Source organism: Acinetobacter sp. Ag2 (assembly GCF_001005515.1).
In the GTDB taxonomy this organism is placed as follows: domain Bacteria; phylum Pseudomonadota; class Gammaproteobacteria; order Pseudomonadales; family Moraxellaceae; genus Acinetobacter; species Acinetobacter bereziniae.
The window spans coordinates 126893-143714 of sequence record NZ_LBNA01000055.1 but is presented as its reverse complement, the minus strand read 5'-3'; the positions used below and the strand labels follow the sequence as shown (position 1 = coordinate 143714).

General features: G+C 39.1%; 12 protein-coding genes and 1 pseudogene. 5 read left to right on the top strand and 8 right to left on the bottom strand.

The features are described from left to right. Position 1 precedes the first annotated feature (1 nt). From AAV97_RS15785 to AAV97_RS15775, 3 genes are all read left to right on the top strand, one after another. The gene (locus tag AAV97_RS15785) at positions 2–883 is read left to right on the top strand and encodes a LysR family transcriptional regulator (RefSeq protein WP_046761043.1); all 882 of its coding nucleotides are present in this window, start codon (positions 2–4) and stop codon (positions 881–883) included. Positions 884–1029: 146 nt separating this feature from the next. Further along, on the top strand, positions 1030–1731 hold the full coding sequence (locus tag AAV97_RS15780) for a CoA transferase subunit A (RefSeq protein WP_046761042.1): 702 nt from the start codon (positions 1030–1032) through the stop codon (positions 1729–1731). Between the two features lie 2 nt (positions 1732–1733). Beyond that, positions 1734–2381: a 3-oxoacid CoA-transferase subunit B gene (locus tag AAV97_RS15775; RefSeq protein ID WP_042086687.1), complete on the top strand. Its 648-nt coding sequence runs from the start codon at positions 1734–1736 to the stop codon at positions 2379–2381. An 88-nt stretch (positions 2382–2469) separates the two neighbouring features. On the opposite strand, the pseudogene AAV97_RS15770 reads toward AAV97_RS15775, so the two are convergent. After that, positions 2470–3093 (bottom strand): annotated as a pseudogene (locus tag AAV97_RS15770) (glutathione S-transferase family protein). 405 nt (positions 3094–3498) lie between these two features. Here AAV97_RS15770 and AAV97_RS15765 point away from each other — a divergent pair. After that, positions 3499–4758: a mechanosensitive ion channel family protein gene (locus AAV97_RS15765; protein WP_009586021.1), complete on the top strand. Its 1260-nt coding sequence runs from the start codon at positions 3499–3501 to the stop codon at positions 4756–4758. A 279-nt stretch (positions 4759–5037) separates the two neighbouring features. Here the strand turns inward: AAV97_RS15765 and AAV97_RS15760 are convergent, their stop codons facing one another. The 3 genes from AAV97_RS15760 to AAV97_RS15750 all read right to left on the bottom strand — a co-directional run bounded on the left by AAV97_RS15760 (position 5038) and on the right by AAV97_RS15750 (position 11435). Further along, a complete protein-coding gene (locus AAV97_RS15760; RefSeq protein WP_046761041.1) occupies positions 5038–6231 on the bottom strand; it encodes an LLM class flavin-dependent oxidoreductase in 1194 nt (397 codons plus the stop codon). A 19-nt stretch (positions 6232–6250) separates the two neighbouring features. Further along, complete coding sequence (locus AAV97_RS15755) at positions 6251–8584, bottom strand: TonB-dependent receptor (RefSeq protein WP_046761040.1); 2334 nt, start codon at positions 8582–8584, stop codon at positions 6251–6253. Between the two features lie 238 nt (positions 8585–8822). Next, positions 8823–11435, bottom strand: coding sequence for a TonB-dependent receptor (locus AAV97_RS15750; RefSeq protein WP_046761039.1), 2613 nt, complete (start codon positions 11433–11435; stop codon positions 8823–8825). Positions 11436–11710: 275 nt separating this feature from the next. Here AAV97_RS15750 and AAV97_RS15745 point away from each other — a divergent pair, with 275 nt between their 5' ends. Then, entirely contained in the window at positions 11711–13294 is a 1584-nt protein-coding gene (locus tag AAV97_RS15745) for an ABC transporter substrate-binding protein (protein ID WP_046761038.1), read from the top strand. A 107-nt stretch (positions 13295–13401) separates the two neighbouring features. Here the strand turns inward: AAV97_RS15745 and AAV97_RS15740 are convergent, their stop codons facing one another. The 4 genes from AAV97_RS15740 to AAV97_RS15725 form a co-directional block, all read right to left on the bottom strand. Beyond that, complete coding sequence (locus tag AAV97_RS15740; protein WP_004829703.1) at positions 13402–13806, bottom strand: ExbD/TolR family protein; 405 nt, start codon at positions 13804–13806, stop codon at positions 13402–13404. Further along, complete coding sequence (locus AAV97_RS15735; RefSeq protein WP_046761037.1) at positions 13806–14543, bottom strand: MotA/TolQ/ExbB proton channel family protein; 738 nt, start codon at positions 14541–14543, stop codon at positions 13806–13808. Before AAV97_RS15735 ends, AAV97_RS15740 begins: the two co-directional genes overlap by 1 nt. Before the next feature lie 31 nt (positions 14544–14574). Further along, the gene (locus tag AAV97_RS15730) at positions 14575–15402 is read right to left on the bottom strand and encodes an energy transducer TonB (protein ID WP_046761036.1); all 828 of its coding nucleotides are present in this window, start codon (positions 15400–15402) and stop codon (positions 14575–14577) included. Between the two features lie 191 nt (positions 15403–15593). After that, positions 15594–16727, bottom strand: coding sequence for an LLM class flavin-dependent oxidoreductase (locus AAV97_RS15725; protein WP_046761035.1), 1134 nt, complete (start codon positions 16725–16727; stop codon positions 15594–15596). Positions 16728–16822: the final 95 nt, after the last annotated feature.

Sequence of the window (16822 nt, the reverse complement as noted above, 5' to 3'; positions counted from 1 at the left end):
TATGACACTCAAACAATTAAAAGCATTTCTCGTCCTTGCTCGAACATTGAATTATGCCAATGCCGCCAATGAGCTTTGCTTGAGCCAATCTGCTTTAAGTCTAAGTATCAAAAGCTTAGAGGATGAGCTGGGTGGTAAGCTATTTAAACGGAATACCCGTCGTGTCGACTTAACCGCTGAAGGAAACGCATTGATTCCGTTTGCTCGAAAACTTTTAGCCAACTGGGAGGATATGGAAAGAGACGTCAAGCAACGTTTTAAACTACATCGTGGGACACTTAATATTGCCTCAATGCCCTTTGCAACACATGCGGTATTACCTGCTGTACTCAATGAATTTAACAAGCATCATCCCAATATCAATTTTTCTATTCATGATATTCCCAATGAGAAAATCATTGAAAAAGTGCAAGAAGGTATTTTTGAAATTGGCATTTGCTTTGAACCTCAACACAATGATCAGTTGATTTTTAAACCCTTTTTCAATGAAGATTTTTTAGCCTTAGTGCCTAAAGATCATATTCTTACCAAACATAAAACAGTGACATGGCATGAGTTATGTTCTTATCCATTTATAACACTGCAAAAACCATCAATTATTCGACACGTGGTTGAAGAAAAATGTACTCAAAATAATTTAATTTTAGATTTAAAAATTGAATGCCATCAAATCAGCTCTCTTTCCCATTTTGTTGCTTTTGGCATGGGTGTCAGTGCAATTCCACGGCATTTTCAAAATTACATCGACAAAGAAAATAATGTTTTGCTCGAAATTGAAGATGGTCAAGTCAACCTTCCCGTTGGCATTATCTATAAAAAAGACTTTGAACTCTCCAATATCTCGACTCAATTTATTGAGACGATATTGGGTCAGCAGTTTTAAATACTCGTCACAAAAAATAAAAGTGACTGTTGCTGAAAATCATTAGATTAATGAGTTTTACTCATTAGGCATTTGAAAGAATCAATTTCTAAAATAATTTATGCAATGCTAATAATAATGACTCTAAAGGACATAGAGTTAAAACGATGAACAAAGTTGTCGCGAATGCACGTGAAGCTTTAGCTGACGTAGTTGCCAACAACCAAACTTTCGCTGTGGGTGGATTTGGACTATGTGGTATTCCTGAAGCATTGATTGATGCCCTAAAAGAAATAGGTGTAACAGGCTTAACCTGTATTTCAAACAATGCTGGCGTTGATGATTTTGGTCTAGGTAAACTTTTACAAACCAAACAGATTAAAAAAATGATTTCATCCTATGTGGGTGAAAATAAAGAATTTGAACGTCAATATTTAAACGGTGAGCTTGAGGTTGAATTAACCCCACAGGGAACTTTGGCTGAAAAACTCCGTGCGGGTGGTTCAGGTATACCTGCTTTCTTCACCCAAACTGGTGTCGGTACTTTGATTGCAGAAGGCAAAGAAGTCCGTAATTTTGCTGGCAAAGACTATATCCTTGAGCATGCCTTGATTGCAGATATTGCTTTGGTGAAAGCCTACAAAGCAGATAAAGCAGGTAATCTGATTTTCCGCAAAACTGCACGTAACTTTAATCCAGAATGCGCCATGTCTGGAAAATTTACCATCGTTGAAGTTGAAGAAATTGTTGAGATTGGAGAATTAGATCCTGATTCAATTCATCTCCCAGGAATTTATGTCAACCGTATCGTCTTGAATGCACAGCCTGAAAAACGAATTGAACAATTGACATTGAAAACGGAGGTTTAATCATGGCTTGGACGCGTAATGAAATGGCTGAGCGCGCTGCTCAAGAGCTTGAAGATGGCTTTTATGTCAATTTGGGTATCGGGTTGCCGACACTGGTTGCAAACTATATTCCTGAACATATCGATGTCTGGCTTCAATCAGAAAATGGCTTATTGGGAATAGATGAGTTTCCAACTCAAGAAACTGTAGATGCGGATTTAATCAATGCAGGTAAACAGACTGTCACTGCACGTAAGGGTGCTGCATTTTTCTCTAGTGCTGAATCTTTTGCTATGATTCGTGGTGGTAAAGTGAACATTGCCATTTTAGGTTCGATGGAAGTTTCTGAAAAAGGTGATTTAGCCAACTGGATGATTCCTGGCAAGAAAGTTAAGGGCATGGGAGGTGCGATGGATTTGGTTGCCGGTGTTCAAAAAGTTGTGGTTTTGATGGAACACTGTGCCAAAGATGGTAGCCCCAAAATTGTCCCAGAATGCTCACTGCCACTTACGGGCAGATTGGTTGTCAATCGTATCATCACTGATCTAGGGGTTATGGACATCACAGCACAAGGCGTCGAATTGGTTGAACTGGCGAAAGATGTCAGCATTGAGCAAATCAAAGCTGCAACAGGTGTCGAGCTAATCACAAGCCATTTTCAAGCCTCTTAATTAAAAGACTTAAAGAGCTGAAATTATTTTCAGCTCTTTTCTCTTGTTTCGATCAAGTTAAATCACCACACAAACAGCTGCTTTCCAACTAGTTTTGACCATTATTGCCCCACTTCAAATAAGCTTCACGCTGACTTAAACGTTCATAATAATTTTGAACATGCGGAAACGCTATTTTTTCAAATGGTGTAAGGTACCAACGCTGTACAGACAAGCCAATCACAATATCCGCTAAAGAAAAGCGCTGCCCTGCGACATAAGCTCCTGTTTTTTCTAATTATTGATCTAGGATGTGCATGTGTTTGCTCCATGCTTGAATACTTTGTTCCACCCTTTCTAAATCTTGGTGTGCTGGTGAGTGACGAACCAAATGCATCAAGGCATATGTCCAGCTGTTGTTTAATTCAATCCCTTGCCAATCAATCCACTGATCGACTTCAGCACGTTGTTTGGCATCCAAAGGATAAAGGTGTTGTCCATTATATTGATTGGCTAAATATCGAATGATCGAGTTGGATTGCCACAACACAAAATCCTCATCGATTAAAACAGGGATGGTCGCATTGGGATTCAGCTTTAAAAATGCGGTTTCTTGAGTGGATTGAAAGCCACGCCCCCAATCTTCACGCTCATAAGCAATATTGAGTTCGTCACACAACCACAGTAATTTTCTGACATTGATTGAATCAGCTCTTCCAAGAATTTTTATCACAGACCATCTCCTATCCAATGCAAATAATATAGCTGAAAATGATGAGAAACATCTGTGTTGAAGATCGCATCATCATAAAAATATGATTGAAAAAAATCATGATATAAATCTTAAAAATAAATGTGCAGCAATAAGACTAATTTATTCAACTTATTGTCATCTGAGAATTAAAAAAATGAGATATATAAAGCGTATTAAAATAAAACTTATCTAAAAACAAATGCTTCATACAGTCAAATTAAAGTGTAAGCATACATCTATAATCAATGGGTCATTGATACTAAATCATGTGATCATTCAATTGAGTAAATAAATGATGCCCAAATGTAGCTAAAAAGTATTTTTATCTAATATTGTCATTCACAAACAATACAATGACCTATCCGAGATTTTGAGGTTGTACTTTTGGATAACTTTGCTTTTTTTAAAAATATTCAGGAATGGTCTGATCAGTATCCGTGGTTAGAAATGCTGACATCATTGTCCATTTTGCTTTTTTTCGCATTTTTAGCAAATTTTATTGCAAAACAAGTCGTTGTTCGGGGTATACGTAAACTCATTTCAAAGATGAAGTTTGCGTATAGTGAAATTTTCTCTGAACACAGTGTGATTCGAAGAGTGGCAAACATTGTCCCAGCGATTGTTATTTTAAATGGGATTAGCACAGTTCCGCATTTGTCTGTAAAAGTTGTCAGTCTCGTACAAATGGCATCACAAGCATTTATCTTCCTCACGATTGCCCTTGCACTCAGTGAACTTCTCAACGTTTTTAACTTATTTTATCAACGTAACCCAAAGTCACTCAACAAACCTATTAAAGGTTATCTTCAGCTGGTCAAACTGATCGTATTTATCGTCTGTGGTTTACTGGTATTGGGTACATTCCTGAAGAAAGACGTATTTACTCTGCTGGCAGGTTTTGGAGCTATGGCAGCAGTATTGCTATTGGTTTTCCAAAATACCATTCTTTCTTTGGTCGCATCCGTACAAATTTCTTCTTATGACATGGTGCGTATTGGTGACTGGATTGAAATGCCTTCACTCAATGCTGATGGTGATGTGATTGACATGTCGCTACATACCATCACTGTGCAAAATTTTGATAAAACCTTTACTACAATTCCGACCAATAAATTGGTGACGGATACCTTTAGAAACTGGCGTGGTATGAAGTTATTGGGTGCAAGACGGATCAAGCGATCTATCTTTATTGACCAAACCAGTATTCACTTCATTACTCAGGAAGAACAACAGAAATTAAAAGCTTTCTTATTGCTGGATCAATATCTGGACAATAAGCAATCTGAGCTAGAGACTTTTAATCAGCAGTTTGAAAATCAGTCGATCTATAATCAACGTCGCCTGACCAATATCGGAACCTTTCGGGCTTATGTTGAGTTTTACCTAAAACAACATTCAGGTATTGCAAAAAACCAATCGCTGATCATTCGTCAGTTGCAGCCAACCAGTGAAGGCATACCGCTTGAAATCTACGCATTTGCCAATACAACGGTATGGAATGACTATGAAGCAATTCAATCTGATATTTTTGACCATTTGATGGCAATTATTCCTGAATTTGGCTTAAGAATTTATCAAGCACCTTCTGGCTCTGATTTACGTTCATTAGCCAGCCATTCATCTGCAAATACTTTAGAGCATTGATTAGGAGTGATGGGTCAGGAGCATATCTGCGCCTGAACAATCTGTTTATGTATTGCTCGTACATTCATTCAGCGCTTTATTATGCTGAGCTAAATAAGATACTGCACTGATTAAATACGTTATCCAGACTCATGTGAATAATTCGTTTATTCACATGATTACCAATTATTTTTTTGAATATGACATTATTGATCTTTAACAAAGATTAAGATTATGATTTATATAAAATAAATCAAGACTTCTATTCGAAGCCTTGATTCTATATGATTGAGTTAAACTTTAGGCAATACGATACTTTGATTCTTCGGATATACGCTGTAATGTCTGACGTTGGTTTTTGAAATGTGGCAGAACATGTTCACCTAAGCGATAAGCTTCTTCTAAATGCGGATAACCGGCAAGGAAGAACAAGTCGATTCCAATACTGTTATATTCCTTAATGCGTTCAACAATTTGTTGGTAGCTACCCACCAAAGCAACACCCGGAGGGATACCAATGTAGCCAAAGCCAGACCAAACATTGGGATGAATGAAGAAATCATTCACATTTTTGCTGCCATCTTTATCCGCATATTCTTTTTCAAAACTGAGTACTCGCGCTGATCTGAGTCCTGCATGAGCAGCTGAAGCATGCAAACGTTGCTTCTCTGCTGCCTCATCTAAATAACGTTGCGCCTCTGCCAAAGCTTCCTGTTCGCTACGTCGAGCAATTGTATCAATGGATAAACCAAACTTAATATTGTCACGACCATACTTCGCAGCACGTTTACGCACATCCGCAATCAATCCGGCAATCTCACTTGGTTTTTCAGCGCGCATTAAATAATAATCTGCGTGCTTTGCGCCAAACTCTCGTGCGGCTTCAGAAGAGCCAGCTGTACAAATGATGGGTAACTCAGCTTTATTGAGTGGATACTTCAATCCCCCGCCCTCAGCAGAATAATATTTGCCTTGATAATGGAATGATTCGTTATACCAATAACCTTTTACAACATCGAGAAACTCAGTTGCGCGGATATAACGGTCATCATGAGGTGTGACATCTCCAACCTGACGTTGAATCACCTCAGATCCACCATTAATAATATTCCATACTAAGCGGTTACCTGTTGCACGTTGGTAGGTCGCCGCACTTTGTACCGCATTGTATGGACTAAAGTGATAAGGCTGGAATGCGGTCACAAAATTCAGTCGCTTGGTTTCTCTGGCCAATAGCGAACAAACAGTCCAAGGTTCCTCTCCTGTTGGTGCATTGACCATCAAAGCACCTGCGAAACCATTGATTTCTGCAGCGCGGGCCACCTGTGCTAAATAGTCAATATAAGTAAAGTCATCACCCACTTGATAGTTGGACGTTGCGCCAGTATTTTCCACACCAGATACGCGCGCCCAATCACCACGATTACGAGGATCGCCTGCTAAAAATTCAGCTTCGCCATGCAAAGGTAAGCGAGTAAAAAATTCAATTCCCATGATGTTCTCCGTATAAGAATTAGAATTTGGCTGTGAGAGAAACACCAACTTGACGTGGGTTTCCGTAGGTTAAAACATATTGTCCTGCTGGGCCATTTGGACGACCATGTACCTGATATTCTTCATTCAGCAAATTCTTAACATAGGTATTGACCTGATATTTATTATTTGCGCTGTGATAACCAATATTGGCATTCCACAAGGTATACGATTTTTGGCTAAGGATTGGATCAACCGAATAGTCTTGACGATTCACCAAGAAATATTCACGGTCACGATAGCTTGCGTCAGTACCAACAACGATACGAGCACCATCATTTAAATTGAAGGTATATTCACCACCAACACCGATAGTATATTTTGGTGAGCGGACTAAACTGTTCCCAGTATTGTCAGCATTGACTACATTTGTTACCGGGTTCTTGTCAACGAAGTCCGTATATTCACTATCTAAATAAGCACCAGCAAAACGTAAACGTAGATTTTCAGTGGCTAAATAATCAAGCTCTAACTCTGCACCTTTCACTTCTGCTTTTGGTCCATTGGCTAAAACTGAAGTAACACCGCCCCCTTGCCCCTCTGTTGCAACTAATAAATTGGTTTGTATATCTTTATAGTCGTAATAGAAAATGTTGGCATTTGCGACTAAATCCCCATCCAGTAAGCTAGATTTCAAACCAAGCTCGTAACTGTTTAAATATTCAGGGTTAACGTCTGCAAGTTGGGTTAGGCTACTAGATAAACCTGTATTAAAACCGCCAGAACGGAAACCACGTGCAAATCTGAAATATGTATTTAAATCAGGTGTAATTTCATATTCTGGGGTAATGTCATAGGTCAACTCATTCCATGTTTTCTTACGGTTTGTTGAACCATTCGCATTTGGAGTTGGGTTATAGACGGCATTGCTATACCCATCTTTTTTCCACCAACTACCTTTGGAATAATCACCTGTGGTAATTTGAGTCAGGTCGAGATCGATATCTTTTTCTTCACTGGTCCAGCGTAATCCGCCAGTCACCTTAAATTTATCTGTAAATTTATAGGTACTATTTCCAAATACAGCAAAGCTTTGTGTGGCTTGATTATAAGTAATGTCTCTAAATGCAGGGGTTGATGCCGTCTGTGAGGCAGCACCGTTCGGCAATGTTTTGTTTACACGTGCACTCACACCCGTAGAATCTAATTCTTCGTTAAAATAATGCAAACCTGCAATCCAACTTAAACGTTTGTTCGCATCGGACGAAATCCGAAACTCTTGGCTATATTGACGCCATTCATTATCGCTATAACTACGTGCAACATCATAAGGAGTGTAATCACCATCTGAAATCGACTTTTGTGTGGTCTTGTCAAAGGCAGTAATTGAGGTGAAATTGTAGCCTCCGCCTAAATCTCCATTTAAAGTGAATGAAGCACCATCATGCTGAATTTTATTACTTTCATCTAAATCTAAATTGGTGTTGCGTCCCTCTGGTCTTTCATAGACTCCCCAGTATTTCCCAATACTTAAGGAACCATTATTTCCTAAACCATTGTAGGTTTGGCTATGTAAATTAACTAATGCATTCCATTGATCATTCACTTTACCTAAAATCTGAAAACGGAAAGATTTCTTATCGACACCACCATAATCTTCGCCATTCGCTAAATTTTTTGCATAACCATCACGATCTTCAGAATAAAAAGCACCTCGAACCGCGATATTTTCTGATACTTTGCCATTCGCCGCACCCTCAAAGGTACGTAGATTATGATCACCTACCCCTATCGTTGCATAGCCATTTGGTTTTTCTGAAAATGTTGGCTTTTTGGAAATATAATTGACCGCTCCTGCTGTTGTATTTTTACCGTAAAGCGTTCCCTGCGGTCCACGTAGAACTTCTATACGCTCTAGATCAAATAAGTCTCCCGCTCCTGCAACAGGTGCATTCAAATAAACGCCATCTGCATAAATTCCAACAGGAAATACAGTCGATGCAGCAACGTCCCCTGTACCCAAACCACGGATATACCAACGTGGTCGGCTATCACCATCTGGATTTTCCGCTGCTGCATTCGGTGTATACGTTAAAACATCACCAATAAAGGTTGAGCCCTTGGCAGCCAAATCTTTACCAGAAACAGCCGTAATCGCGGTTGGAACTTTTTGAATATTTTGTGCTCGATATTGCGCAGTTACAATCACATCACTTAATTTTTTGACATCCTTTGCATTGGTCACTTGTGCTTGTTGCTCAGCTGTAATGCCTGTATCAATCTCTTCACTTGCCAAAGCCAGTGTCGAAACACTCGCTGTTACTCCCCACATAGCAGTTAAAATACTCTGCCTAATTTTTGTGACCTTAAACATGGTGACTCCATTTATATAAATCTATTCTTATAATCGCAACTTCCATGCCATTCAATTTACTATATAAATATCAATAATTTAAAAAACGAAAGTAAAATTTATGATTAAGTTTTGCTGATAGATAAACACTTTTCTCTGTGTTATTGCTGTTATTTCAACATTGTTTATTTTTGAAATATGTAAGAAAAAATAGCCATACAATTGTATGACTATTAAGCATTAAAAATATTTCATGTATTTAAAATTTATAACTAAATTGTCCCTGCACTGTGAGTGGACGCATTGGCTGTAAGAATTCACTATTTGCGCCAGCTAAACCATTCACAAAATTGCGTTCATTGGTTATATTCAAAATATTTAAGCCCACAGTCCATTGTGGTTGTCGATAATATAATCCCAGATCTAAATTATAGTTATTTGGAACCTTAACCGTCTGGCTTAAATTGGTATACCAGTTACTTGTCCACCACCCTGAGAGATTTACACCAAAACCTGACTGATGTTGATAATCTACATAAGCACTGGCAGAGTATTTTGGAATACCCGCTGCATCATACCGACCTGCTTTACGCTGGTTTAACCCATTACTGTCCCCACAGACAGTCGCATTGTCTGCATGGAAGCCAAAGGGAGAAAATCCTGCTGGAATAATTGAAGTATATTCAGCATTCAAATAGGTTAAGTTCCCACCTATCGCAATATTTTTTTGTAGTTGCCAGCGTAGTGAAGATTCAATCCCTTTGACTTCGAAGCGTGCCATATTGCCATTTGTATCAGGTGATAAATCTCGCTTCTGCTCAAATCCGCTTAATGTGAGAAATAGTTGATCGATGATCGGCTCATATTTAAATCCTAATTCTTTTAATTCACTTTGGCTGTCAAAAGCCAGAGGATTCAATTGATTGCCTGCCCCCCAAATAAGAAATGGACCAAAAACACCTGTGTTGAGTGCGGTACTCTTATCATAAGTAAAATACAGTGTAGTTTTTTCTGTTGGCTTGATAAATGTACTGGCTTGATAACTAAGCAAACTATATTTATTGTGATCTGAATGGACATCTGTCGGCGCTAAGACCAACGGGTTTTCAAGTTTGGCTTTGATTGAACTGTGATTAATCCCAAGATTAATGCCAAACACATCATTAAAAGTAAAGTTTTGCTGACTAAATATACTCCATGTATCCCAAGATCCAGTTCCTGTATAAACAGCACCACCACCATTGGGAGGAAAACCACCTTTTTCAGCATAAAAACCATGCCCGACTGGATACATTTTTGGCAAATTTAAATAACCAAAGTATTGAGAATATTGAGGAACACCAGCCTGTCCAATCCAACTTCCTGTTGAATTACCATTATTGACCAATCCTAGTAAATCCCCTGGATTTTTTTGAGAAGGATCATTGGTCAGATCATAAGGGTTAATATTGAAACTATTATTTGCCGCTAAAGATGTAAATTCCTCACGGCGAAATGCTCCTCCAGTACTGCTTTTATTATTCACCTTAAGACCAAATAGCTCGAAGTCATAATCTGCGAGGAATTCGAGGCGATTATCAAATAACTCATGTTCTAAATCAGTAAAGAAACTCCCAACCGAATCACCTAAATCCTTATTGTTTTGGTAAAGCGTACTATTTGAAACTGACCAATGCGTATTCAGATCTTTAATCAATTTTAATTGAGTGCTGAATCGTTTAGCACTATTTTTATCTTCACTTCGACCAGAAATATTATCATCTAGTTTGACCAATCCATTACCAGGTATAGATGGATCATAGACCCAACCTCGAATTGTTCCAGCCTGATCTGCTGTTGCACTAGGTAATGGTGTTGTTTGAACTGGACCTACAGCAATATATTGGTTCTTATCATTCTTTTGACGGTTCTGCCAACCAATCACTTTGGAATTCGCAGTTCCAGATTCAAATACAGGTGACCAGAAAGCTGAACCATTTTGAATAATTGGCGTAGCTCTGCCTTTGTAATACTGACGGTTATCAACAGATTGTTGTGTTGCCCTATTCCAACCATGTGTCACGTTAAAATCATAATAATCGTCATAACTTATATTCCAATCAACACGTAGACTATCATCTGGACGCCAAGCCAATGCACCATAAAATGCATTAAAATTATTTTTCACATTGTCATAATAATCATCAGTTTTTTGTGCTGTTGCACTGACACGAAATGCAAGTTCTTTAGAGATCGGAGCGGTATGATCAATACTGACAGAAAAATTAGGCTCTGTACCTTTTCCTGCATAGATTGAGCCGACTGAGCCTGAAATCGTTGTCTCTGCTTTATTAAAGTCAGGTTTTTTAGTGAGATAATTAATATATCCACCTGAACCCGAAGTCGGTGCAAAAATCACTCCCGTCGGTCCTGCCACAATATCAGCAGCTTCATATGCATTTAAATTGGTCGGATGACGGGTACTATAAATTCTTTGGCTATCTTGAAAGACTTCTGAATTTTGCCCCCGTATCTGTGGTGCGAAATTGGCATTTTGTCCCCCACCTCGGGTAATACTTGGCGCATATTTAACAAGATCATCTGCACTACGGATCACATCTTCACGAAATTGTTGTTCCGATACTTGGGACACTACACGAGGTGTGTCTAATACTGAGCTATCCGTTCCATAGATTGAAGTCACTTTACGTTTAGGAACAACAGTTAGTTTTTTATTTGCACCAGTCACCACAACATCTGTCAAAGTAATCACATCACTTTCAGTATCTGCCAATGTATTTTGGGTTTCTTCGGCAAAAACATATATGGGTAAAGATGCCCCCGAAAATGCTAAGGCAATCACTAGAGGTTTTAATTGAAAAGGCTGCTTCATATCATACTCAGTAAAGTAAATTTACAGTACGTTACGCAAGCCCTATGCCAATCATTAAACAGCCTCAAAACAACACCCAAGATATTGATTTAATAGTTTTTAATTTTTATATATTTAAATATCAATTTTATAAATGTTTACTTTTTCAACAGATTTGTTGAAATAAAGACAGTAAACAAAAACCACAATAAAATAAGATACTGATAAATATAAATAAATTATTGGCATTTATTCTGCAAGTCCATAAAGATGATTATCCAATATGAGTATTTATAATGACAAGTCGATCAATTCTATTGTCACGTCGAAAGTTTTTAGCACAAAGTCTTACCGCAGTAGGTGGTGTATCTTTAATAGGGAGCTTGTCTGGTTGCGATCAATCACCACAAACGGGTATTGAAGTACAGAGCCCATCTTCACTCACTCCCAAACATGGTGGAACGATTCGATTGGGTCTAATTGGTGGACAACAGTCAGGCAGTTTAGATCCACATCTGTCAACTTCAAGCGCAGGAATTACCCGAGGTTTTGCCATATATAACAAGCTATGGGAATGGGATGAAAATATGCTCCCACGTCTTGCCTTGGCTGAATTTGCTGAACCCAATCATCATGCGAGTGAATGGACCATTCGTCTACGTAAAGGTCTAGAATTCCATCACAGTAAAACAATTACTGCTGATGATGTGATTTTCTCAGTAAAACGTTTAACGGACCCAAAACTTGCTTCACCGTTTCGAAATCTGGTGCAATGGATTGATCGGGATCGCATTCAAAAATTAGATGAATATACCGTTCGAATTCCCTTTAACAATTCAATTGCCGGTTTCGTTGCACTGCCTGAAACTTGGGTGAATTTTGGTGGAATTGTCCCTATCGACTTTGATCCAATCCATAATCCAGTCGGTGCAGGACCTTATAAAGTCAAACAGTTTATTCCTGGTCAACGTTCTGTCTTCACCCGTTTTGAAAACTATTTTAAAGCCGATCAACCTTACGCAGACAATTTTGAAGTGATTGATTTTAAAGATCAAGTCTCGCGTTTAAATGCCTTATTGGCAGGACAAATTGATGTCGCCAATGCCATTTCACCTGAATACATTAAAATTCTGGAGCAGGCGAAACATATTCAAACTATTCGCTCTGAAACCAATACCCATAATGGTTTTGACTTTAATACACAACAAGCCCCTTTTAATGATCCTAAAGTCCGTCAGGCATTTCGTTTAATTGCCAATCGTGAGGAGCTTGTACAACGTGGGTTAAATGGTCAGGGACGTATCGCCAATGATCTCTACTCACCACAGGACCCTGCTTTTCTTAACCTCCCCCAACGTCAGCAAAATATTGAGGAAGCAAAAAAATTATTGGCACAAGCTGGTTTTAAAGATGGTTTAAGTGTTGAACTTGTTGCACTAGCTGGCAGCGCTCAGCCTGCACTGATCTTTGCAGAACAAGCAAAACATGCCAATGTGAATATACGAGTCAAACAAGTCGATGCTGCAACATTTAATGGGTCAGACCGCAATAAATGGCAATTGTCGAGTAACGCAACCAATGTCGGTACACCTTATTTATCTACTGCTGTTGTCAATGATGCACCGATTTCAACAACCAATAAAATCAATTTTAAAGATCCTGAATATAGTGAGTTGTTTTATAAGGCGCTTGCCGAACCAGATTTAACAAAGCGAAAAGTGTATTTGATCCAAGCACAGAAAATTCAACATGAACGTGGTGGAATGCTGATCTGGGGATTTAGCCATACCATTGATGCAGCAACCAAAAATATTGGAGGCTTAGCGCCAGAACATACTATTTTCCCAACATGGCGTTTTGAGAAATTATGGAAGGCTTAAGTACATCCGTTTAACTTTGCTTCCCCTCTTTATAGAGGGGATTTTTATTCTGTCAGCAGAATAAATTAAAGAAGCTGCCGAAGCAGCTATTTAAGATACGACTAGAATTATTGAGGAACAGTGATCACCGATAATTTATCTACACCAACTCGTTCAATACTTGCCAATAATTTTGCCACAGTTCCATACGGAACAGTTTCATCCGCATTCAGGTTCAAAGCCAGCTTCGGGTTACTACTCTTACGTGACTGAATTTCTTGTTCAAAACTTGCAAGCGACACTTTGTCCTTATCCAAAAATATCTCACCCTGTGGATTGACACTAATCACGACAGCTTTATTCTGATCAGTGGACTGAGTCGGTGCGGCCTTAGGTAGATTGACTTTTACCGTATTGGTCAGCAAAGGTGCTGTGACGATAAACACGATGAGCAAAACCAACATCACATCCACCAACGGTGTAATGTTGATTTCACTAACCACATCATCATCTTGAGAGGTAGAAATTGCCATTATGCAAATACTCCTTTCTCTTTCACTTCTTTTGTTGAAGCATCATTCAGAATCGTACTGTCTGCTGGATTTTTGGTTTTAGCTGTCGGCAATTGAAAACCAGCCTTTTGATTTAAACTGACAAAATCTGTTGCAAAATCATCCAAGTCTGCACCAATCGCTTTGACTTTACGTACAAAGTAGTTATATGCAAGCACAGCAGGTACAGCAACGGCGATACCAATTCCTGTTGCAATCAATGCTTCACCAATCGGTCCAGCAACGACATCCATACTTGCGTTACCTGAATGGGCAATCGCCTGTAATGCATGAATGATCCCAAATACTGTCCCAAACAAACCAATAAAAGGTGCATTGTTACCAATAGACGCCAATAGCGCTGAACCTTTCTCCAATTGACGACGCTCAGTTAAAATTTGTTTGCGTAAGTGACGTTCCAGTAAGTCCTGACGGCTCCAACTATTTTGCAAGTCATGATGTGTTTTTTCATCTGCTTCAATTAGAGTTTTAAAACCTGCATTTGCAACACGTGCTGCTGGTCCTTCACCCGATTCAGATTTAATTAGGGCATCAGATAAATTTTTTGCTTTCCAAAATTCTTCTACGAAGCGTTTATCTTGTTTTGCTGCTCTTTGAGTCTGAACTACTTTAATTACAATCAGTGCCCAAGTCACAATAGAGAAAGCAACCAATAACCAAATGGTGCCATCATGGATCAACGAATTAATGTCAGTCATGTAAATATCCTCTTAATCTATAAGTTTAAATTTATTTCGGTAATTGATAATGAATGGGAACATCGACCCAACCTTCTACAGGTGTTTTACCTTTTAAAGCGGGTGAAAACTTCCATTGCTTTACTGTTCTCACAGCAGCGCTATCTAAAAGTTTTTTGCCACTACTTTGCTTAACACTGACGGTATCAGGGCTACCATTTGCCAATACTTTGACTCTTAAAATCACGGAACCTTCCCAACCACGTTCGAGTGCTTGTTCTGGATATTCGGGTGCAGGATTACTCAGATAACCTGCATATCCTTTCGCTTCAGTCACGGGTAAGTTGTCATCGACCGGCTTCACAGGTTCAACTACTTTCTGTACGGGTGCGGGTGCTACCTCTTTGGTCACGACAGCCTCTTCAACTTTTTTCGGTGTTGGCTGAGTGACTGTTTTTGCGACTGGTTTAGGTTGCTCCACCGTTTTCTGTACAGGTTTGGGTTGTTCGACCTGCTTAGAAATTGGTTTTGGCTTTTGCACAACCGGTGGAATTTTAGGTTTCTCTGTGACAGGAGGAATTTTAGGTTCAATCACTTTGGGTGGTTCTTCAGGTTTTACAATTTCAATCACCACAAGTTCTGGCTTATGAATGTCCAAAGTCGGTGTAGGCAAGTGTTTTGCGATATACCAAATTCCTAAATGCGCAGAAGCAACTGCAATAATCGCAATCAACACTTTATTCAAGCGAGGTGGTGATGGCTGGGTAAGCTCCAAGGAATGCTGTGTAAACGGATCTGCTATGTTGTTTGAACTAGCTTCAGGTGCATATTGTTCAAATAACAGCGCCCGTTTATGCGAGTTAAATATTAGTTCACTCATAGGGTTTTAAACGAAAAATAAAATATTGAATAAAAAATTGCACAAGTCGTGCCAACAAAATAAGTATTTGATTTATAGATTTTTAATAGATGTTTTTTTAAATTTTCTATATTTAATATGTTGGTTTTCAGACAGTGTTATGCTGTTCAAACAACAAGATCCCTTTGATATCTCAAAGGGATCTAAATTTATTATTTTAATTTATATCCAACCAGTGGTATGACCTCTTCTGCTACCCGATAGGCTTCTTCCAAATGAGGGTTACTGGCTAAGATGAAATGACCAACACCAATATCAATATATTCTTGCAAACGCTCTGCAACCTGTTCATAGCTACCTACTAAAATACAGTTAGGTCCGCCACGTACATTGGACATACCCGCCCAAACATTTGGACTTACAAATAAGTCTTCGAAACGATTGCCCTGTGCCAAAGCCTGTTGACGTTTTGCACCAACCGACTCTGTATCTTTTCGTTCAAATGCATGACCATCAACAGTAATAGTTTCATACATCTGTTTAAGCTCCTGAAAAGCTTGCTCTTGTGTAGGCCGTGCCAGTATATCAATACGCATACCAAATTTAACTTTACGATCAGGCGAGTTTTGTTCAAAAAATGCTAGCGCCTGTTCAATGACTTTTTTCTGCTGCTCAACAGGTTCACCCCAAGTTAGGTGAATATCAGCATGACGTCCTGCGACTTGTAAGGCGGCATCACTCGCACCAGCCAACCATAACCGAGGTACATCATATTGATTCATTGGGTATCTCAACCCACCCTGCTCAACATGAAAAAACTTGCCATCATAGTCAAATGGAGCATGATGTGAATAACCTTTTACAAACTCCAAAAACTCGTTGGTCCGTGCATAGCGCTGGTCATGTTCAATAAAATCACCGTAAGCACGTTGCTGCGCACCGCCTCCACCTGAAATGACATTCCACTCTACTCGCCCCTGACTTAACCGCTGTAAACTGGCAGCCATTTGGCTGGCATAGGCTGGATGAATAAACCACGGCTGAATCGCTATCAACAGTCGAAGTCGTTTGGTTTCCCTTGCTAATGCTGAAGCCAATACCCAAGGCTCTTCAGTATGAGGAAAAGCGGGAATCAATGCGCCATGGAAGCCAACAATATCAGCCGCTTTTGCCACTTGTTGTACATAATCATAGTAGGCAAACAAATGATCTTCATGTTGCGGTGCTACGCGTTGTGGAGATTGAATTGCTGGATTTAACTGATTCCATTCACCACGAGTATGTAACTGATGTGCTCGACGACCATCCCCATGAACAGGAATTCTCCATAAAAACTCAACTAACATAATAGTTCTCAATAATTAAACATTTCACGACATCGTGTTCGTTAGCTATGTCATGAGCAGAAATCATGCCGCTTTTTATTCGATAATTTTTTAAC